19 protein-coding genes are annotated in these 19,438 nt (G+C 73.4%); 6 read left to right on the top strand and 13 right to left on the bottom strand.

The genetic code is table 11. From position 1 onward, the window contains the following. Nucleotide 1: 1 nt before the first annotated feature. Both ACLHRZ_RS18690 and ACLHRZ_RS18685 read right to left on the bottom strand, forming a co-directional pair. A complete protein-coding gene (locus ACLHRZ_RS18690; protein ID WP_490419601.1) occupies nt 2-808 on the bottom strand; it encodes a DUF2705 family protein in 807 nt (268 codons plus the stop codon). Next, nucleotides 805-1,713, bottom strand: a complete 909-nt coding sequence (locus tag ACLHRZ_RS18685) for an ABC transporter ATP-binding protein (RefSeq protein ID WP_490419671.1) — start codon at nt 1,711-1,713, stop codon at nt 805-807. The genes ACLHRZ_RS18690 and ACLHRZ_RS18685 overlap by 4 nt, the downstream gene beginning before the upstream one ends. Before the next feature lie 137 nt (nt 1,714-1,850). Between ACLHRZ_RS18685 and ACLHRZ_RS18680 the strand changes: the two genes are divergently transcribed. The 3 genes from ACLHRZ_RS18680 to ACLHRZ_RS18670 all read left to right on the top strand — a co-directional run bounded on the left by ACLHRZ_RS18680 (nt 1,851) and on the right by ACLHRZ_RS18670 (nt 4,385). Next, the gene (locus ACLHRZ_RS18680) at nt 1,851-2,462 is read left to right on the top strand and encodes an ArsR/SmtB family transcription factor (RefSeq protein ID WP_490419600.1); all 612 of its coding nucleotides are present in this window, start codon (nt 1,851-1,853) and stop codon (nt 2,460-2,462) included. Next, nucleotides 2,459-3,715 (top strand): MFS transporter, encoded by a 1,257-nt coding sequence (locus ACLHRZ_RS18675; protein WP_490419599.1) that lies wholly within the window; start codon nt 2,459-2,461, stop codon nt 3,713-3,715. The genes ACLHRZ_RS18680 and ACLHRZ_RS18675 overlap by 4 nt, the downstream gene beginning before the upstream one ends. A gap of 94 nt (nt 3,716-3,809) precedes the next feature. Next, nucleotides 3,810-4,385: an RDD family protein gene (locus ACLHRZ_RS18670; protein WP_490419598.1), complete on the top strand. Its 576-nt coding sequence runs from the start codon at nt 3,810-3,812 to the stop codon at nt 4,383-4,385. A 16-nt stretch (nt 4,386-4,401) separates the two neighbouring features. Here ACLHRZ_RS18670 and ACLHRZ_RS18665 read toward each other — a convergent pair whose 3' ends face one another. Both ACLHRZ_RS18665 and ACLHRZ_RS18660 read right to left on the bottom strand, forming a co-directional pair. Next, nucleotides 4,402-5,451, bottom strand: coding sequence for a polyprenyl synthetase family protein (locus ACLHRZ_RS18665; RefSeq protein ID WP_490419597.1), 1,050 nt, complete (start codon nt 5,449-5,451; stop codon nt 4,402-4,404). A 1-nt stretch (nt 5,452) separates the two neighbouring features. Continuing rightward, complete coding sequence (locus tag ACLHRZ_RS18660; protein WP_490419596.1) at nt 5,453-6,499, bottom strand: tetratricopeptide repeat protein; 1,047 nt, start codon at nt 6,497-6,499, stop codon at nt 5,453-5,455. 270 nt (nt 6,500-6,769) lie between these two features. Here ACLHRZ_RS18660 and ACLHRZ_RS18655 point away from each other — a divergent pair, with 270 nt between their 5' ends. After that, complete coding sequence (locus ACLHRZ_RS18655) at nt 6,770-8,386, top strand: phospholipase D-like domain-containing protein (protein ID WP_490419595.1); 1,617 nt, start codon at nt 6,770-6,772, stop codon at nt 8,384-8,386. A 179-nt stretch (nt 8,387-8,565) separates the two neighbouring features. After that, nucleotides 8,566-9,489, top strand: coding sequence for a D-alanyl-D-alanine carboxypeptidase family protein (locus tag ACLHRZ_RS18650; RefSeq protein ID WP_490419594.1), 924 nt, complete (start codon nt 8,566-8,568; stop codon nt 9,487-9,489). A gap of 51 nt (nt 9,490-9,540) precedes the next feature. Here the strand turns inward: ACLHRZ_RS18650 and ACLHRZ_RS18645 are convergent, their stop codons facing one another. The 5 genes from ACLHRZ_RS18645 to ACLHRZ_RS18625 form a co-directional block, all read right to left on the bottom strand. After that, the gene (locus tag ACLHRZ_RS18645) at nt 9,541-10,479 is read right to left on the bottom strand and encodes an alpha/beta fold hydrolase (protein ID WP_490419593.1); all 939 of its coding nucleotides are present in this window, start codon (nt 10,477-10,479) and stop codon (nt 9,541-9,543) included. 111 nt (nt 10,480-10,590) lie between these two features. Continuing rightward, nucleotides 10,591-11,871, bottom strand: a complete 1,281-nt coding sequence (locus ACLHRZ_RS18640; RefSeq protein ID WP_490419592.1) for a wax ester/triacylglycerol synthase domain-containing protein — start codon at nt 11,869-11,871, stop codon at nt 10,591-10,593. A 64-nt stretch (nt 11,872-11,935) separates the two neighbouring features. After that, a complete protein-coding gene (locus ACLHRZ_RS18635; protein ID WP_490419591.1) occupies nt 11,936-13,183 on the bottom strand; it encodes a glycosyltransferase in 1,248 nt (415 codons plus the stop codon). Nucleotides 13,184-13,273: 90 nt separating this feature from the next. Continuing rightward, entirely contained in the window at nt 13,274-14,830 is a 1,557-nt protein-coding gene (locus ACLHRZ_RS18630) for an alpha/beta hydrolase (RefSeq protein ID WP_490419590.1), read from the bottom strand. Between the two features lie 115 nt (nt 14,831-14,945). Further along, entirely contained in the window at nt 14,946-15,818 is an 873-nt protein-coding gene (locus ACLHRZ_RS18625) for a trypsin-like serine peptidase (RefSeq protein WP_490419589.1), read from the bottom strand. A gap of 119 nt (nt 15,819-15,937) precedes the next feature. On the opposite strand from ACLHRZ_RS18625, the gene ACLHRZ_RS18620 reads away from it, so the two are divergent. Next, entirely contained in the window at nt 15,938-17,125 is a 1,188-nt protein-coding gene (locus ACLHRZ_RS18620) for an aminotransferase class V-fold PLP-dependent enzyme (RefSeq protein ID WP_490419588.1), read from the top strand. On the opposite strand, the gene ACLHRZ_RS18615 is transcribed toward ACLHRZ_RS18620, so the two are convergent. The 4 genes from ACLHRZ_RS18615 to ACLHRZ_RS18600 form a co-directional block, all read right to left on the bottom strand. Next, on the bottom strand, nt 17,113-17,355 hold the full coding sequence (locus ACLHRZ_RS18615) for a hypothetical protein (RefSeq protein WP_490419587.1): 243 nt from the start codon (nt 17,353-17,355) through the stop codon (nt 17,113-17,115). The genes ACLHRZ_RS18620 and ACLHRZ_RS18615 overlap by 13 nt on opposite strands. A 12-nt stretch (nt 17,356-17,367) precedes the next feature. Beyond that, a complete protein-coding gene (locus tag ACLHRZ_RS18610; RefSeq protein ID WP_490419586.1) occupies nt 17,368-17,661 on the bottom strand; it encodes a hypothetical protein in 294 nt (97 codons plus the stop codon). 67 nt (nt 17,662-17,728) lie between these two features. Next, a complete protein-coding gene (locus ACLHRZ_RS18605; protein ID WP_490419585.1) occupies nt 17,729-18,088 on the bottom strand; it encodes a hypothetical protein in 360 nt (119 codons plus the stop codon). Between the two features lie 224 nt (nt 18,089-18,312). After that, the gene (locus tag ACLHRZ_RS18600; RefSeq protein ID WP_490419584.1) at nt 18,313-19,437 is read right to left on the bottom strand and encodes an amidohydrolase family protein; all 1,125 of its coding nucleotides are present in this window, start codon (nt 19,435-19,437) and stop codon (nt 18,313-18,315) included. Between the last annotated feature and the right edge of the window lies 1 nt (nt 19,438).

The following is a 19,438-nucleotide window of genomic DNA, read 5'->3' as shown; positions in this document are numbered from 1 at the left end:
CTCACCCCTTGCCGAAGTCGCGCCGCCGGAACAGGACATACGCGCCCGTCAGGCACACCAGGGCGTAACCGGCGCTCACCGCGCACCCCTCGGTCAGCGGTCCGTGGTACGGACGTTCCGTCGCCAGTCCGTGCCAGGCGTCGAACGGCGTGGTCAGCAGGGAACGCCGGACGAAGTCCACCCCGTTGACGTACGAGGACAACTGCATCAGCAGCCCCACGACCACCGGCCCCAGAATGCCGGCGGCGCTGTGCCGGGCCGCCACCGAGAACAGCACCCCCAGAGCCGTGAACCCCAGCACCGGGGGCAGCGCCGTCAGCCACGCCCACACCGCCAGCTCCGCCGCCCGGCCCGAGGCCAGTTGCGAGCCGTCCAGCACCACCAGCGGCTGATGCCCGATCAGCAGCACCCCCGCCGCGAGCGAGGCCGCCCCCGCCAGCGCCACGGCGACCAGGGCGAAGACGACCGCCGCCAGCACCTTGCCGCCGAAGAGCGCGGCGCGCGACCGGGACCGGGTCAGGATCGTCTTCCACGTGCCGTGATGGTCCTCGGACGCGAAGATGTCGCCCGCCACCAGACAGGTCAGCAGCGGAAACGCCCACTGCCCGGCGAAGCCGAGCACCACCAGCGGCACCGCGTACCCCGAGTCGTGCACCCACCGCCCGAACAGCGTGTCCGAGGGGACCGCCGACTGCGAGCGCAGGGCCAGCACGAAGGCGAACGGCGCGAGCAGGCACACCGCGAGCACCGCACGCACCCGCCACTGGGCGACGAGCTTCTCCAGCTCCCACAGGCACACGGTCCTCATGCGTCCTCCGCGGGCACGTCTTCGGTGAGCGCGCCCTCGGTGAGCCGGAAGAACAGCGACTCCAGCGGGGTCGCCTCCAGCCGCAGCGCGCGCACCGCGACCCCGGCCCGCCCCAGCGCCACCGTGAAGGCGTCGAGGGCCGGCTGCTCCGCGTGCACCGTCAGCCCGCCCTCCGGATGCGGGCCGACCCGCACCCCCGGCAGCCCGCCGGCCAGGGTGAGCGCCTCGGCGTCGTCGCTCGTGCGCAGCCGGTGCGAGGGGTCGGGAGCCCGGCCGCGCAGCTCCTCCACGGTGCCCGAGTACACCACCCGGCCCGCGCGCATGACGGTCACGGTGTCGCACAACTCCTCGGCCTCGGCCATGTGATGGCTGCTGAGCAGCACCGTCCGCCCGTCCCCGGCGAGTTCGCCGACGAGCGCGCGCATGTCGCGGATGCCCGCGGGGTCGAGCCCGTCCGCCGGCTCGTCCAGCACCAGCAGCCGCGGCGCGCGCAGCAGCGCCGCCGCGATCCCCAGCCGCTGCCGCATACCGTGCGAATAGCCCCCGGCCTTCTCCCTGCGGCGCGCGTCGAGCCCGACCCGCTGCAGGGCGCCGTCGATCCGGTCCGCCGCGTCGCCGCCGTCCAGGTCGGCCAGGAGCGCGAGGTTCCGTTCGCCGCTGAGGTACGGGTAGAAGCGCGGGCTCTCCACGAACCCGGCCACGCCCTCGCAGACCCGCAGCGTCCCCGCGTCCGGCCGGACCAGGCCGAGGATCATGCGCAGGAACGTGGTCTTCCCCGCGCCGTTGGGCCCCAGCAGGCCGTGCACCCCGCCCTCGGGCACGACGAGGTCGATCCCGTCGGCCGCCACGACGTCCCCGTACCGCTTGGTCAGACCCCGCGCCTCGACCGCCGTCACCCAGGGCACCTCCTTCGCGCAGGGAGCATCCTCCTGCGGCGCCACGCGCGCAACACCGCCTGGTCGCCCGGGCCGTGTTCAACTGCGAAGGCTTCTTCGCGAAAATCCCTTTGCGAAGATGTCTTCGCGATCTAGGCTCCCGGTCCATGACCACCGAACACCCGCCGCACGGCGCCCCGTTGCACCCGGACCCCGCCGCCGACGTCGTCCTCGACGCCAAGGGCCTGCGCGCCCTCGCCCACCCGGTGCGCGTCCAGCTCGTCAGCCTCCTGCGCACCCACGGCCCGTCCACCGCCACCCGCCTCGCGGAGCGCCTCGGCGTCGGCTCCGGCGTCACCAGCTACCACCTCCGCCAGCTCGGCGCGGCCGGGTTCGTCGACGAGGACCCGGGGCGCGGCAACGGCCGCGAGCGCTGGTGGAAGGCGGCCCACCGGGCCACCTGGTTCAGCGACAAGGAGCTGATGGACCAGGAGCCCGAGGCCACCGCCGCCTACCTCGGCTCCATCGCCACCCTCCACGCCCTGCGCACCCAACTCGCGCTCAGTCAGATGCCGTCCATGCCCAGGCCGTGGCGTCACACCCTCGGCCTCGGCGACCACCGTCTGTTCCTCACCCCGGAGGAGACCGAGCGTCTCAAGGCGGAGCTGCGCGAGGTGATATCCCGCTACCGCACCGAGGCACCGGAGGACGCGGAACAGGTCCTGCTGGTGACGCACTTCCTCCCCGAGCCCGAGGCGTCCGACGAGACCCCGTCATGACCGTCGCCGAACACCTCGCCGCGCCCCCGGCGCCCGGACGGCTCCGAAGACTCCGCCCGCTGGCCGGTGTGCTCGCCGCCATGACCGTGTCCCTCACCGGTACGCGGGTCTCGGCCATCGCCATCCCCTGGTTCGTCCTGGTCACCACCGGCAGCGCCACGCGGACGGGCCTGGTGGCCTGCTGCGAGCTGGCGCCCTACGTGGTGGTCAAGACGCTCGTCGGCCCGCTGGTCGACCGCGTCGGACCGCGCCGGGTCTCCTGGGCCGCGGACGCGCTGAGCGCTGCCGCCGCCCTGCTCGTCCCGCTCTGCCACGCCCTGGGCGTGCTCCATCTCTGGCTGCTGCTGGCCCTGGTGGCCCTCATCGGCTCGGTGCGCGGGCCCGGCGACCTGGCCAAGGATGTCATGGTCCTGGAGGCGGCCGAACGCGCCGGCGTCCCGCTGGAGCGCGCCACCGGGTGCGCCGGGGTCATCGAGCAGCTCGCCGCCACGGTCGGCCCGGCCGTCGGCGGCGCTCTGGTCGCCCTGGCCGGCCCGCTCGGCGCCCTGTTCGTCAACGCGGCCTGCTTCGCCCTCGGTTCGCTGACCGTCGCCTGCTCGCTGCCGCGGGGCATGGGGCGCAAGGCACCGGACGCGGAGGAGCGCGACGGCTACGGGCGGCAGCTGCGCCAGGGCTACGCCTTCCTGCGGGGCGAGCCCCTGCTGCTGACCATCGCCGTGGTCGTCGGCTGCACCAACATGCTGAACGCCGCCTTCTCCCAGGTGTTCATGCCCGTCTGGGCACGGGAATCCGGGCACGGGCCCGCTGCGATCGGGCTCAACAACAGCATGTTCGGGGCGGCGGCGGTCTGCGGAAGTCTCATCGCGGCCGCGGTGGCCCGCCGGCTGCGCCGCCGCGCGGTGTTCTTCGCCGGCTATGTGCTCTCGGGCCCGACGATGTTCGTCATCCTCTTCTCCGGAATGCCGTTGTGGGCGGTGGCGGCGCTCCTGGCGGTGGCGGGGTTCGGCGCGGGATTCCTCAATCCGATCCTGGGGGCGATCTCCTACGAGCGGGTGCCGCGGCCGATGCTGGGGCGCGTCAGGGCGCTGAGCAGCGGACTGGCCTGGGCGGGCATCCCGTTCGGGGGGCTGCTCGCGGGCGCAGCGGTCGCGGCCGTCGGACTCGGCCCGGCTCTGCTGGCGGGCGGAGGTCTCTATTTGTTCACGATCTTCGTGGGCGGACTGCGCCCTGAATGGCGGGAGATGGACGAATAGAGGGGGGCGGGAACCGAGTTCCGGCCATTTTGATCTTGGATGGGTGGCCGAAACGATTTGTATGATCGGCGCGGTCTCCGATTGGATCTGTCACGTGAGCAATTACCAGCAGCCTCCGCAGAACCCCTACGGTTACGGTCCTCCGCAGCCGCCCCAGTACCCCCAGGCCCCGCCGCCCGGCATGCCGCCGATGGGCGGCGGTTACCCGATGGGCTACCCCGCGCAGGGCCCGCCCGAGCAGGCCCTCGCCAACCAGGGTGCCCGGCTCGGCGCGCGCCTGCTCGACGCCGTCTTCGTGGCGGTGCCCCTGGTCGTCCTCGGCGTGATCAACGCGGCCGTGGTCTCGTCGAGCAAGGGTGCGGGCATCGTCACGGCGATCATCTTCTTCGTCGGCCTGCTCGCCGCGGTCCTGTTCTACGAGCCCTACATGAACTCCAAGTACGGGGCCACGTTCGGCAAGCGCATCTGCGGCCTGCGCGTCGCCCGCCTCTCCGACGGCCAGAACCTCTCCTTCGGTGCCGCCCTCGGACGTGTGCTCATCGCCTATGTGCTGGGCTTCCTGCCCTTCGGCGGTCTGCTCAACGTCCTGTGGTGCCTTTGGGACAAGCCCTACCGCCAGTGCCTGCACGACAAGGTCGTCAGCAGCGTCGTGGTGAACGCCAAGGCCTGACCCCGGTGTCGGCCCCTCAGAGGCGCCGCTCCACCAGGAACGCGGAGAGCTCCCCGAGCTCGGCGACCGCGCCCGGTGCGAGCGGCGCGCTCTCCAGGCACCGGCGCGCCGCCGTCACCGCGCGGTGCGCCTCCGCCAGCACCGCCTCCCGGCCCCCGGCCTCCTCCACCAGCCGTGCCGCGCCCGCCGCTTCGGCGGCCCGGAGCGGGCCCCCGCCGAGGAGCCCGGCGAGCCGGTGACCCGCCTCCGTCCCGGAGGCCAGTGCCGTGAGCACCGGGAGCGTCTTCTTCCCCCGCAGCAGGTCGCTGTGCACGGGCTTCCCGGTGACCTGCGGGTCGCCCCAGATGCCGAGCAGGTCGTCCACGGCCTGGAAGGCGGCCCCCAACTGCCGCCCCGCCTCCGCCAGGGCCTCCGCCCTGCCGGGTGCGGCCCCCGCCAGCACGGGGCCGAGGGACAGGGCGCAGCTCAGCAGCGAGCCCGTCTTCCGCACCGCCATGTCCCGGTACTCGGCGGTGCCCACCGCCTCCGGGCCCGCCCACGGCCGCGTCTCGAAGAGCAGGTCGTCGGTCTGGCCGTGCACCAACTCGCCCAGTGCGCCGGACAGTTCGCGCACCGCCGCGGCGCCGTGTGCGCTGCCGGCCCCGGCCAGCGCCCCGACGGCGAGGGCGTACAGCGCGTCCCCGGCCAGCACCGCGGGGCCCGTGCCGAAGGCCTTCCACACGCTCTCGCGGTGCCGGCGCCGCTCGTCGCCGTCCATGATGTCGTCGTGCACCAGCGAGAACGCATGCACCAGTTCGACCGCGACCGCCGCCGTGATGCCGTCGGACGCGGGCGCGCCCACCGCCTCGGCGCCCAGCACCGCGAGGGCCTGCCGGACGCCCTTGCCGCCGCTGCCGCCGGCGCTCGGGGCGCCGTCCGCGTCGCACCAGCCGAACGCGTAGGAGGCCATCTGCTGCGGCCAGGGGTGCAGCCGTGTCACTGCTGCGCGCAGGGCGGGTCCGACCGCGTCCCTGCTGCGGACCAGGGCCGGGGGCGGGGTGTGCGGGAGGGTGGAGACGGAGGTCATCTCAGGCCGCCGTCCCCGCACCGGCGGGCACGAGTCCCAGCTCGGCGCGCGCCTTGTCGACCATCTCCTGCGCGTGCTGCAGACCGAACCCGCCGAGCGTGCGGGAGAGTTCGTCGAGTTCGGCCGCGGTCTCCGTGCCGTCCCGGCCCAGCCGGGCACGGGACTTGACCAGGCCGAGCCTGGCGAGGGCCTCGCCCCGCGGCTCGCCCATGGCCCGGAACTCCTCCAGCGCGCCGCTGTAGCAGTCGCGCGCCTCCTCGTGGCGGCCGGCCCGGAAGAGCACGTTGCCGCGCATCTTGTGGTTGTAGGCCAGCGCACTGACCAGCCGCATCTCCCGGCAGGTGCGCTCGGCGCGGGAGAGCAGCTCCAGTGCCCGTTCCGTCTCGCCGCGCAGGGAGACCACGTCGGCTATGCCCCGCAGGGCCCAGGCGTGGCCGCGGGCGTCGTCGGCCTGCTCGGCTATGACGGCGGATTCCTCGAACATGGCCAGGGCGGTGTCGTACGAGCCGGTGTTGCGGTGCATCTGCGCGATGCCCTCCAGTGCCCACACGGTGTGCCGGGCCTCGCCGCGCCGGCGGGCCTCGGCGAGCAGTTTCTCGTGCAGTTCGCCGACGGCCCGGTAGTCGCCCTGGATGCGGCCGGTCTCGGCGAGTCCGGCGAGCGAGTAGCCGCGGGCCACGATGTCCCCGCCCTGCTCGGCGAGTTCGGCGGCCTGGGCCAGCAGGCGGCGGGCGAGGGCGAGTGCACCGCGCTGCCGGGCGAGCGTGCCACCGCTCCACACCGCCCACGCCATGGCGCCCCGGTCCCCGGCCCGGCGTGCCGCCCGGTAGCTCGCCCGCCAGGCGTCCTCGGCCTCCGCCACCCGGCCGAGCCGCCGGCTCGCCTCGGCCACGGCGAGCCCCGCATGCGCCGACTCCAGGGCGCTGCCGTCCCGTTCGGCCCGGGCCCGTTGCTCCAGCGCCTTCGCCAGGACCTCCTCCAGCGAGGAGTTGACCGAGAGCTCGCCCAGCGCGCCGCGGTATTCGGGAGCGAATGCCTTGCCGTACATGCAGTGCCTCTTTTCGTGACCGTTGATCACGAAGCTATGGCCAGGGGCGGGGGCGGGGCATCCGTCTGCGAGGCCGACCGCCGTCCCTCTGGGGACTGGTGCGGCAGTGGCGTGTCATACGTGAGATGTACGGGCGATGGCCGGAACGTGGCTGGCCGAAACTGGTGCATGGTGAACCACTAGCCGCTGAACGGTGCCTTCCGGCAAGATGATCGCCACATGGATGCAAAGCGTCCGGTTCTCATCAACTTCGTCCAAAAGGGAAGTGTCTTGGCCCGCAACACCCTGCGCCGCTCACGCCGCCTCGTGCGCGGCGCGACGGCCTCGGCCGTCGTCCTCGCCGTGCTGCCCGCGGCCCCCGCGTTCGCCGACGGCTCCGCCACCCCGCACCTCGACTCCATCGAGCGGACGCTGCGTCAGGTCTCGCCCGGCCTCGAGGGCAGCGTGTGGGAGCGCACCGACGGCAACAAGCTGGACACCTCCGACGGGGACCCCGCGGGCTGGCTGCTGCAGACCCCGGAGTGCTGGGGCGACGCGTCGTGCACCGACCGGCAGGGCACGAAGAGGCTGCTCGCCCGGATGACGGAGAACATCTCCAAGGCGAAGCGCACGGTGGACATCTCCACCCTCGCGCCCTTCCCCGACGGCGCCTTCCAGGACGCCATAGCCGCCGGCCTGAAGGCCTCGGTCGAGGCCGGGAACAAGCCCAAGGTCCGCGTGATGGTCGGCGCCGCCCCGGTCTACCACCTCAACGTGCTGCCCTCGTCCTACCGGGACGACCTCAAGAAGCGGCTCGGCAAGGCCTACGACAGCATCACGCTCAACGTCGCGTCGATGACCACCTCCAAGACCGGCTTCTCCTGGAACCACTCCAAACTCCTCGTCACCGACGGGGAGTCGGTGATCGCCGGCGGCATCAACGGCTGGAAGGGCGACTACATCGACACCTCCAGCCCGGTGTCCGACGTCGACCTCGCCCTGAGCGGCCCCGGCGCCGCCTCGGCCGGCCGCTACCTGGACACGCTCTGGACGTGGACGTGCCAGAACAAGAGCAACGTGGCCAGCGTCTGGTTCACGGGGTCGGGCGGCGACTGCATGCCCACCATGGAGAAGGACGCCAACCCCGCCGCCCCGAAGCCGGCCGGCAACGTGCCCGTGATCGCCGTCGGCGGCCTGGGCGTCGGCATCAAGGACAAGGACGCCTCCTCGGCGTTCAGCCCCGACCTGCCCACCGCCTCGGACACCAAGTGCGTCGTCGGCGTGCACGACAGCACCAACGCCGACCGCGACTACGACACGGTCAACCCCGAGGAGAGCGCCCTGCGCGCCCTGGTGGCCAGCGCGACCGACCACGTCGAGATCTCGCAGCAGGACCTCAACGCCACCTGCCCGCCCATCGCCCGCTACGACATCCGCCTCTACGACGCCATCGCCGCCAAGATGGCCGCCGGCGTGAAGGTGCGCATCGTCGTCAGCGACCCCGCCAACCGCGGCACGGTCGGCAGCGGCGGCTACTCGCAGATCAAGTCCCTCAACGAGGTCAGCGACACCCTGCGCAACCGCCTCGCCCTCGTCACCGGAAGCCAGGACAAGGCCAAGGCGGCCATGTGCTCCACCCTCCAGCTCGGGACGTTCCGCAGCTCCGACAGCGCCAACTGGGCCGACGGCAAGCCCTACCGCCTGCACCACAAGCTGGTCTCCGTGGACGGCTCCGCCTTCTACGTCGGGTCCAAGAACCTCTACCCGTCGTGGCTGCAGGACTTCGGCTACGTCGTCGAGAACCAGGACGCGGCCAAGCAGCTGCAGACCAAGCTGCTCGACCCCGAGTGGACGTACTCCAAGGCGACGGCCACCTTCGACTACGAGCGTGGCGTCTGCCAGGGCTGAACCCCGCAGCGCAGCACCGCAGATGCCCGTACCGCGAGGTGCGGGCATCTCTGCATTCGATCCGCATTCAGACGATCCTTTTTCACTCTTTGGTGTCCGGAATTTCTCCCTGGCCCGCACCGGGTGCAACCATGCCGTCCCTCAACGCATGCCGCTGCACGAGGAATTCGGGAGACTCAATGGAACGACGTGGGGGAAGTGCGGTCCGTCGCTGGGGAGCGGCGCTGACCGCGTCGACGGCGGTCGTCGCCGTCGCCCTCCCGACGGCCACCGCCGGAGCCGCGGACGGCCCGGCCGGGATCAACGCCAAGGGCGCGTACCTGCTGGACGGCAAGGCCGGACGGCTGTGGGGCAAGGAGGCCGACACCGAGCGGCCGATGGCCAGCACCACCAAGATCATGACCGCGGTCGTGGTCCTCGACGACCACGCCGGGGAACTGGACCGGCAGGTCACCATCCAGCAGTCCTACCGCGACTACGTCGCCCGCACCCAGGCGAGCACGGCCGACCTGCGCACCGGCGACAGGCTCACCGTGCGGCAGCTGCTCTACGGCCTGATGCTGCCCTCCGGCTGCGACGCCGCCTACGCCCTCGCCGACACCTTCGGCACCGGCGACACCGAGACGGAGCGCACCGAGTCGTTCATCGCCCGGATGAACGAGAAGGCGCGTGAACTGGGCCTGCACCACACCCGGTTCGACTCCTTCGACGGCAACTCCTCGCACGGCGACAACGTCGCCTCCCCACGCGACCTGGCCGTGCTCTCCCGGCACGCGCTCGGCAACCGGACCTTCTCCGAGGTCGTGAGGTCCGTGCGCAGCGAGCAGAAGGCGAAGAACGTCAACCGCCTCTACACCTGGTACAACACCAACAAGCTGCTCGGCTCCTACGACGGGGTGATCGGCGTCAAGACCGGCTCGACCCGCTCCGCGGGCCCCTGCCTGGTGTTCGCGGCGAAGCGCTCCGGCCGGGAGGTCGTCGGTGTCGTCCTCAACGACCAGGCGAGCCGCTTCCCGGACGCCGCCAGGATGCTGGACTACGCCTTCCGCACCCGTACGGCGCTGAAGCTGCGCCGGCTGCCCGCCTCGGCGCACGAGGACTGAGGCGCACGGGCGACCGGCGGAGCCCGGCCCTCCCGTCGGAGGGCCGGGCGCTCAACTGCCGTGCGAGGGACGGGGGGAGGGCAGTGTCCCGCCCGTCTGCTGCCGCAGGTACTCGACCGGGTGGCAGTAGTCGAGACCGGCGAGGGACTCGCCGGAGAAGAAGCGGATCAGCAGATCCACGATCTCCGTGGGGCGTTCGAGGTGGACGAGGTGGTCCGCGTCCTTGAGCGTGGTGAACCGGGCGTCCGGGCACCGGGTGGCGGCCTCCCGGCTCAGCGCCGGGGTGGTCAGCGGATCGTGCTCGCCGGTCGCGACGAGCACCGGGGCACGGACGGCGTACCCGCGGGGGAGCTCCGCGTGCATCAGCAGCCGCAGGGTGTTGTCGCGGTATTTCGCGACGTCGTCGGCGGTGAGCTCGTTGAGCGCACGCGTCAGGCACCGGACGACGGTGGGCCGGCGCAGCACCGTGGCACGCGGCGCGAAGCACACCATCGTGTGCAGCACGCTGTTGACGAACTCGGTCCGGCTGCCGTGCTCCGCCAGCCGCAGCAGGTGCGACACCCGCGCCCGCGCGTGGTCCGTCAGATGCGCCATGGTGCCCACGAGCGCCACCCGCTCGGCCCGGCCCGGGTGTTCGCACGCCCACTGGTGGGCCACCGCACTGCCGTACGAGGTGCCGAGGACGTTCACCGGGCCGGGCGCCACCTTGGACAGCAGCTGGTCGAGCGCCTCGGCCAGGAAGTCGAATCCGTACCGCGCGGGCAGCCGGTCCGCGCTGCCCCAGCCCGGCAGGTCCACGGTGATCACGCTCGCCGCCTCCAGGAAGGCCCGCTCCACCCGGCCCCACCCGTTCTGGTGCTGGAAGGCCCCGCCCACCAGGACGATGGGCGCCACTCTGGCATCCGGCCGGTGGACGATGCGGCCGCTGTACGCGTAACCGTGGAGGGTGAGCGGGATGACCTCTTCCAAGAGTGCGGTGCGCGTCGTCACGGCCGGTCTCCGTTCGTGGGGGGATTCACCAGGGGGAACGAGAGCCGGTGGCTTGACGTTACTGCCCATGTACCGCCCGCAGCCCGGGTTTTCGGGGAACGGACGTCCGGCTCAGCCGCGCAGCGCATCGATCTCCTCCCGGATGAGACCGGGCAGCCGCGCCGCCAGGTGACGGTGCGCGTGATCGGTGACGACCGTCACGACCGCGTTCTCGTCGTGCAGCAGCATCGACACCGCCAGGGGGTGCCCCGGGCTCAGCGGGGGCAGCCCCGAGAGCGCGGTGAACCGCGCGGGCCCCAGCGCCAGTTGCCCCGCATAGCTGGCCGCGCTGCTGCACAGCAGCGAGGAGAAGAGCGGGGAGTCGGCATAGCGGCCGAGCAGGGCGTCGAAGCGGCCGTGCCGCTGCGGCCGGGAGGCCACCAGCCGGGACTGGGCCTGCGCCCGCTGCTTGAGCGCCGAGCGCCGGGTGAAGCCGTCCACGGTGGCGAGCCGCCGCCGCGCGTCCCCGCCCGCCGGGAGCGGCACCCGGACCGTCGCGTAGTGGTTGCCCAGCATCACCGGCCCGGCGCCGTCCCGGACGTCGACCGGCACCATCGCGCACACCCCCGGCAGCCGGGGCACCCGCCCGGTCAGCCCCGCGGTGCGCAGGGCGCCCGCGGCCGCGGTCAGGAAGACCGCGTTGGCCGAGGCCCGCCCGGAGGCCAGGGCGTCGCGGGCCGCGCTCAGTCCGGACACCGGCACCCGGCTCCACGACACCGCGCGCCGCGCGTCCACCGGACCGTGGAAGGGCAGGGGCCGCGCCCGCGGCAGCACGTCCGCCACCGCCCGCAGCCGGTCCAGCCGGGACGGGACGGGGGACGCCGCGCCGCCCGGGGAGCGCGGCCGGGGCACGGCCGCCGGGGCGTCCAGCAGGGCGCGCAGCAGCGTGACCATCGACACCCCGTCGAGCAGGGCGTGGTGGGCGAGGAGGAAGAGGGCGAACCCGCCGTCGGCGGGCAGCAGATGGAGCTGCCAGGGCGGCCGGGCCGGGCCCAGGGGGTGGGCGAGCAGCTGCGCCGCGAGGGTCTCCAGCGCGGCGGGGGAGGTGTCGTGGGCGGCCACGTGGTGTGCGGGATCCCACTGCGGGCCCGGCGCCCACTGCGGCCAGGCGGGGTTCTCGACGGCCGTCAGGCACAGCCGTTCGTGCACCGCCCAGCGCTGCCGCACCCGTTCCCGCAGCTCGTACAGCGTCGGCGGAGGGCCCTCGAACCAGGCCAGGATGCCGGCGGTCATGCAGATCGCGCCGCTGCTCTGGTGCCGGAACAACCAGGCGTCCAGCGGCGGCATGTCCACCGTGGACCGCCGTGCGGCACCGGGTGCGATGAGGGCGGGCAACTGGGCTCGGGGTCTCACGGGTCTCCTCGTCTCGCGGTTCTCCGGCTGCCGTGCGACCACGGTCCCGGCAGCCCGTGCTCCGTCACCGGGCCGTCTCCGCGACGGCCCGGGCGACGGTCCCCGCCCCGTCCTCCCGGCCCAGCCGGCCGGCCAGCTCCACCGCCCGCCGGGCGAACCGGGGTTCGGCCGTCACGCGCCGCAGCGCCTCGGCCAGCCGGCCGGCCGTCAGCTGCTCGTACGGCAGCACCCCCGGGCTCACGCCCAGCCGGGTCAGCCGCGCGGCCCACCACGGCTGGTCCGTGAAGACCGGCACCGGGACCGCCGGCACCCCGGCCCGCAGGCCCGCCGCCGTGGTCCCGGCGCCCGCGTGGTGCACCACGGCGGCCGTGCGCGGCATCAGCCAGCCGTGCGGCAGCGCGCCGACGGTGAGGACGTCGTCCCCCTGCACCGACAGCCCGGCCCAGCCGGACTGCACGATGCCCCGCAGCCCGGCCCGGCGCAGTGCGTCCGTCGCGACGGCGCCCAGCCGTTCGGGATCGCCGGGCATCATGCTGCCGAAGCCGATGAACACCGGGGGCGGGCCGGCCGCCAGGAAGTCGGCGACCTGCTGCGGCGGTTCCCAGCCCGGACACTCGTGCGGCCACCAGTAGCCGGCGACCTTCAGCCCGGGCCGCCAGTCCGCGGGGCGGGGGACGACCGACGGGCTGTACCCGTGCCAGATGGGCCACCGGCTGCGCTCCCGCTCCTGCCGCAGCCGGTGCCCGCTGCGGTGCGCCAGCCCGAGCCGGGCGTGCAGATTGCGGTGGGCGGCGGAGTACAGGGCGTCCAGCACGGCGTTGGCAGCGCGCCCGCGCAGCCGGTTGCCGTACCCCGGCGGCCGCCAGGCGCTCGTGCAGGGCGGGAACGCGGCGGTGGGGACGTCGGGCTGGAGGAAGACGCCCATGCTCGGCACGGAGTGGTACTGGGCCACCACCCGGCCGACCGGCGCGGCCAGCGTCGACAGCAGGAACACGTCGGCCTTGGGATCCGCCGCCCCGAGAACGCCGTCGACGAGCGCCAGCGCGGCCCGCTCGGTCGCCCGCGCGAGCCGGAGGACCGCGCCCGGCGAGCGCTGCCCGCCCCGGAACCGGCTGTGCGCGCCGATCAGTTCCTCGAACGGGTCCGCCTCCAGCGGACGCATCCGCAGCCCGCCGCAGCACGTCACCATCGGCGCGAACTTCGGGTGCGTGGCGATCTCCACGTCGTGCCCCTCCGCCACGAGCCGGTGGCCGAGACCGGTGTACGGAGCGACGGAACCCGTGGTGCCCGCCGTGATGATCTGGATGCGCATGTCCGGCCCTCCCGCCGCCTGCACAGGTCAACGAGGCGGCCCCCGCACCGGATACGGTGCAGGGGCCGCCACGTCGGGGCCGGGGCCCGGCTACTTCGCCGCCGCGCCCGCGGGAACGGGCAGCGGCTTGCTCTCGCACGTGGTGTCGTGCGCCGGCGCCTTGCCGGTGAGGAGGTAGTCGTCGACGATGCCGTCCACACAGGCGTTCCGGTTGAGGAACTGGCCGTGGTCGCCGCCGCCGGTGACCGTGACCAGACGGGAGTTGCGCAGCGCACGGTGGGCCCGCACAGCGCCCTCGTAGTAGGTGGCCGGATCGTGCACCGAGTTGAGCATCAGCGTGGTGGGCAGCCCCTTCCCGGTGACCTTCACCTCGGGCGCCGGGGAGGTGGGCCAGTACGCGCACACCGAGGCGAAGGCCAGTTCGCGGGCGCCCATCAGCGGCAGGGCCCCGGCGTCCTTGGCGCTGTAGTCCGTCCAGTACCGCACGTTCTTGTTCCACGGGGTGTCGTTGCAGGTCACCGAGAAGAACTCGGCGAGGAACCCGGGGCTGAGGTACGAGCCGAACAACTGCCCCACCAGCTTCTGTTCGTCCGCGTTCGCGGTGTCCCAGTGGTCGAGCGCGGCGAGCGACGAGGCCAGCGCGGGGAAGCCCTGGTCGGCCGAGTACATCGCCTGGATCGTGCCGTTGTCGAGCTGGTTGGGGCCCAGCGTCAGGGTGCCCACCGTCAGCGGGTGGTCGTGCAGCGCCTGCCGCCGCTGCTCCCACTTCGCCTTGGCCTCGGCGGCCGTCCGCCCGTAGTGGTACACGTCGTCGTACTTGGCCAGCCACGGGAGGAAGTCCTGCTCGAAGCGGCGCTGGAAGCTCTTCGGCTGGCCCTTCTCCCACTCCTCCCAGCGGCCCTGGAAGCCTATGTTGCTGTCCAGCACGGCGCGTTCGACGTGCTGCGGGTAGAGCGTCGCGTAGTAGGCGCCGATCATCGTGGCGTAGGAGGGCCCGTAGTACGCGATCTTCTTCTCGCCGAGCAGGGAGCGGAAGAGGTCCATGTCGCGGGTCGTCTGCTCGGTGGTCAGATAGGGCAGCAGCCCGCCGCTGCGCTGCTCGCAGTCGTTCACGAACTTGCGGGAGTTGTTCAGGACCCGCTGGATGCCGGCGGGGGAGCGGTCCCGGAAGTCGCCGGCGAAGAAGTCGGTGAACTCCGCGTCCGTCTGACATGTCGGCTTGGTGCTCTCCCCGACGCCGCGCTGGTCGAAGCTCACCACGTCGTAGGCGGCGCCCACGGCGGGCGCGCCCTTGACGAAACCTGCGGGCCGCATCAGACCCGAACCGCCGGGCCCGCCGGCCGCCATCATCAGCACGCCGCGCCGCTTGCCCGGGTCGCCCGCCCGGTGCCGGGAGACCTTGATGGTGAGGTCCGGGCCGGTGTCCGGGTGGTGCCAGTCGCGCGGGACGGCCATCGAGGCGCACTCCAGGCCCTGGCCGCAGGACTGCCAGTCCAGCTTCTGGGACGCGTAGCGGGAGGGCACGGTGGGGGCCGCGGGCGTGCGGGCGAGTGCCGCGGACGCCGGAAGGACGGCGGCCGTCACGGCCGCCACGGCCACGCCCGTCACGGCGGCAGCGGTACGCCGGGACTTCCGGATCTTCAACATCGGTCCTCCTGGGACGGTTTCGGTTGCATCACCGATGTTTCCGTCCCGGGAGATTCCGATCGATCCCGCCAGTATCCGTCCTGGGGGTGGTGCCAGTGCCACCCCCCCCGGAGGGTCAGGAGCGCTGCGCCCGCTCGTACACCTGGCGGGCCGTCGCACCCAGGACCGGGCCGGACATGGTCGTGCTGTGCTCCAGCGCATCGCCGTGGCTGTTGACGGACACCAGCGTGCCCAGGCCCGACGCGGCGTCGAAGTCCGCCAGCCAGGGGCCGCCGCTGGAGCCGCCCGTCATGTCGCAGGGCATGCGCATCTCGTCGTCCGGCGCGGCCTCGGTGCGGCCCGCGCAGTACAGCAGTTCCTCACCGTGCTGCGGGGCCGAGGCCGGGTAGCCGAAGGCGGTCACGTCGCCGCCGGGCTTGCGGCCGAACGCCACCTGCTGGCCGCCGACCGTGTCCGTGAGCGCCTTGCCCCGTACCGGGTCGACGGCCAGTGCGGAGACGTCGTTGACCGACTGGTGCGCCCAGGAGGCGGGCGTCACCGCGGCCCGCACCGGGAACACCCCGTACGGCGCCCTTCCGTTGGCGTAGCCGGGGGCGAACACCAGGTCCATGTACGTGTTGTCGGGAGAGGATCCGAGTCGCACGCAGTGACCGGCCGCCATGACGACCGAACGGTTGCCGCTCTTGACGGCGGCGGCCGTGCACCAGGTGTCGGCCCCCTGGGCGTTGACGAAGAACAGCCGCCCGACGGTCTTCACCGGCGCCCCCTTCCAGGTCTTCGTCAACGGCCCGGTCGGCCCGAGATCCACGGTGCCGCCGACCTCCTTCATGCGCTCCGGCGTCCAGTAGGCGAGCGCCGCCCGCCGCTCCTGCGGCGTGTAGGCGACCTCGGCAGTGACCGGCGCAGGGGACGGCGGGGCCGCTCCCAGCGTCGCCGCGGCGGCGAGGGCCAGGACGGACAGTCGACCGGATGTACGTAAGTCGGGCATGGTGAACCAGCATCCTCCGAAGTGGTGTTGTCCGGTCATTCTTGCCGCTGCCCCGAAAACGCCGGAAACCGGGCGCGTCGGGGCGCCTGCCCCCGCGGAGCACCCGGCATGGTCGGTGCATGGACATCGCCGCACTGCGCCGTGACACCCCCGGCTGCGCCCACCGCGTGCACCTCGACAACGCGGGCAGCGGCCTGCTCTCGCGCCGGACGCTGGAGACCGTGGTCTCCCACCTCGAACTCGAGGCCCGCATCGGCGGATACGCGGCCGCGACCCAGGAGCGGCGGGCCGTCGAGGCGACGTACGAGGACATCGCGGCCCTCGTCGGCGGGCTCCCCGAGGAGGTCGCGCTCTTCGACAACGCCACCCACGCCTGGCAGGCCGCCTTCTCCGCGCTCCCCTTCGGCCCCGGCGACCGGATCCTCACCGGCCGCGCCGAGTACGGCAGCAACGTCCTGGCCTACCTGCAGACCGCGCAGCGCACCGGGGCGGAGGTCGTGGTGGTCCCCAACGACTCCTCCGGCGCCCTGGACACCGCCGCGCTGGACGCCCTCATGGACGAGCGGGTGAAGCTCGTCGGCGTCACCCACGTGCCCGCCGGAGGAGGTCTGGTCAACCCGGTTGCCGAGATCGGGGCGATCACCCGCCGGGCCGGGGTGCCGTTCCTGCTGGACGCCACGCAGTCGGTGGGCCAGTTCCCCGTCGACGTCCGAGCGATCGGCTGCGACATGCTGGCCGCCACCGGCCGCAAGTTCCTCCGCGGCCCGCGCGGCACCGGCTTCCTGTGGGTGCGCACCGCCATGCTGGAACACCTCGCCCCGCGCGTCGCCGAGATCGGCTCCGCCACCTGGGACGGCGCCCGGGGCTTCACCTGGCACCGCGGGGCACGGCGGTTCGGCACCTGGGAGATGAGCCACGCCAACGTCCTCGGACTGGGCAGCGCGGTCCACCAGGCGCTGCAGCTCGGACCGGAGCACATCGGGCGCCGCACCGCCGCCCTCGGCGAACACCTGCGCCGGCGCCTCGCCGCCGTGCCCCGGGTGACCACGCACGACCTGGGCGGCGAACGGTGCGCCATCGTCACCGCCAAGGCCGACGGCGTTCCCACCGACGACGTCGTCACCGCCCTGACCCGGCACGGGATCACCGTGCGCATCACGGTGCCCGCTTCCGAGCCGTTCGACACGGAGGACCGCGGCGCGCACCCGCTGGTGCGGTTCTCGCCGCACTACTACAACACCGAGGACGAACTCGACCGGGCCGTCGAGGTGTTGACGCTCTTCCTGGAGAAGGGTCAGCCCAGGTAGTCGATCTGGTAGATGTGCAGGGTCTTCGTCTGGTGGCCCAGGTAGATGACGACGAAGACCTCGTCGAGGACGAGCATGCGCATGATCCCGTCGTCCTCGCCGTACGGGATGGTCGCGGCCAGCGGGTCCGCGCAGGCCGCGGCGAGACCGTTGTTCAACTGCTCGCTGACGGTCTGAGGCAGCGCGTCCCAGACGGCAGCTATCGTCGCGTCGTACTTGAGCGCGTACACCGTTCCAGGGTGTCAGCCGCAGGCCGCTCCGCGGGAGCGAATCAGCGCAGCTTCCTCCTGCACCTTCCGGGTGATGTCGATCCACTCGCCGGGCACCTCCCGGCCCGCCGCCTCGGCCTCGGCGGCCTGCCGGCCGCGCTCGACCGCGGCCAGGGTGCGCTCGGCGATGCCCTGCCACTTCGCGAACACGGCCAGCACCCGGTGCGCCGGCGCGTTGCCGATCTCGTCGGTGAAGCGCTGGGCGAGATCGGGGCTGCCGAGGGCCTCGCGGATGCGCTCGATGCTCCACGGCCGGGCAGTGCTCATGGGTCCCTCCCGCGTAGGCGTGGGCGGCGGTTCGGCCGACCACAGTAGCGAAAGGGGTGGCGTGATTTCAGGAGAACGGGGTGCGGGCGCGCACGACCGGCGTGCGGTCCGCGCACCGGGCCACGAACATGACGCTGCGAAAGGTCTCGTACCCGTACCAGCGGGACGGGAAGTACACGGCGGCGCCGCGGCAGCCGTCGGTGTCGTAGAGGTAGGCGTCGTGGTCCGTCTCGTTGCCGGTGACGCCGGTCGCCTCGCCCACCGGGTAACACCGGCCGTCCACCGGGCCGGTGAGGGTGTGCCGCTCCGCTCCCTGCCCGGTGTAGTAGACGAACGTGCCGTCGGCCGCGCGGGCGCCCGTGGGCGTGACGGCACCGAGCAGCCCGGCGAGGGCCAGGGCCTCCAGGGCCCGGATGGGACGTCGCATGGGCTCTCCTACGGTTCTCGCGCCCCGAAGGGGCGCGGGGCTGCCGTCGACATGCGGCTCCGCCGCGTGGGCGCGACCAGCCACGGACGGCCCGCAGCCGACCCACGGCACTGGCACCCTCAGCGGAGCGCGTCGGCTGCCCGGTCCGCCGTGACGCTACGGGCGGACGGCGGCCGGGCAGGGCCGTTCGGCGGAAGCTTCACCCGAACGACGGCGTGCGCCCGTCAGCCGCCCGGGCCGTCCAGGCCGTACAGGCGCCGGGCGTTGCCGCCGCCGGCCATGGCCGCCACCCGCTCGGCGTCGGCCGCGGACCAGGCGCCCTCGGCCGTCCACTCGGCCAGCAGGCCGGCCAGCCCCCGGCGGAAGAGCTCGGTGCCGGCGACGAACAGTTCGGGCAGGCCGTGGGCGTCGGTGGAGAACAGCAGCTTGCCGAACGGCGTCAGCTCCAGCGCCTCGGCCAGGACCGCGCGCGCCCGGGCCCCGGTGTAGCTCAGGGACAGCCCGAAGTCGGCGTACACGTGCGGGTACACGTGGGCGAGGTATCCGGCGCTGCGCAGGTAGGGATAGCCGTGCAGGAGCACCACCGGGCAGCCCGTGGGGCGCACGGCGCGGATGAAGTCGGTGAGCAGCAGCGGGTCGCAGCGGTGCAGCCGCAGGTCCGGGTCGCCGAAGCCGGTGTGCAGCTGGAGCGGCAGCCCGGTCTCCGCGGCCGACCACAGCAGGTGCCGCAGCAGGACGGGGTCGGTCAGCCGGCCGCCCGGCGCCCGGCCGTCCAGCCAGCGGCCGGCCGCCGCGCGGACCTCGGCCGGGGACGGGGCCGCGGGGTCGAGGTCGAGGCCGTGGCGGTACGCGGCGATGGACTTGAAGCCGACGGCGGTGCGGGCCGCCTCCCGGACGACGTCGGCCAGGCCGTCGGCGAAGGCCTCGGCGCTGCCGGCCGTGTCGGCGGCGCGCTCCGCCAGGCTCTCCAGCCGGGCGATCTCGTGGACGGCGGCGCCGGCGGCGGCCGCGAACCCGGACAGGTCCAGCAGGCCGCCGTCCAGGCCTGTGTCTATCAGGTAGTCGGTGATCCCGGTGCTTCCGAGCAGCCGGCGGTTGACCTCGTCGGCGCCCAACTCCCTTCTGCGGTCGAGGTAGTGGCCGGGCGGGCAGTGCGGTTCGAGGCCGAGCAGCGGTGGGCACCAGCGGCGCACCGCGAAGCCGAGCTGGGTGTCGAGGTGGGTCGTGCCGGGTGCGGGAGGCGCGTCGGACTCGGTCAGGTACGCGGCGAAGGAGTCCGCGGTGGGGTCGTCGCGGAGCACGCTGTGGCAGTGCTGGTCCACCAGCGGGGACAGGTGCGGCGCGGTCATG

The organism is Streptomyces sp. AM25 (genome assembly GCF_058146165.1).
Note: the sequence above shows the minus strand (reverse complement) of the source record. Positions and strands in the feature narration are given on the sequence as shown.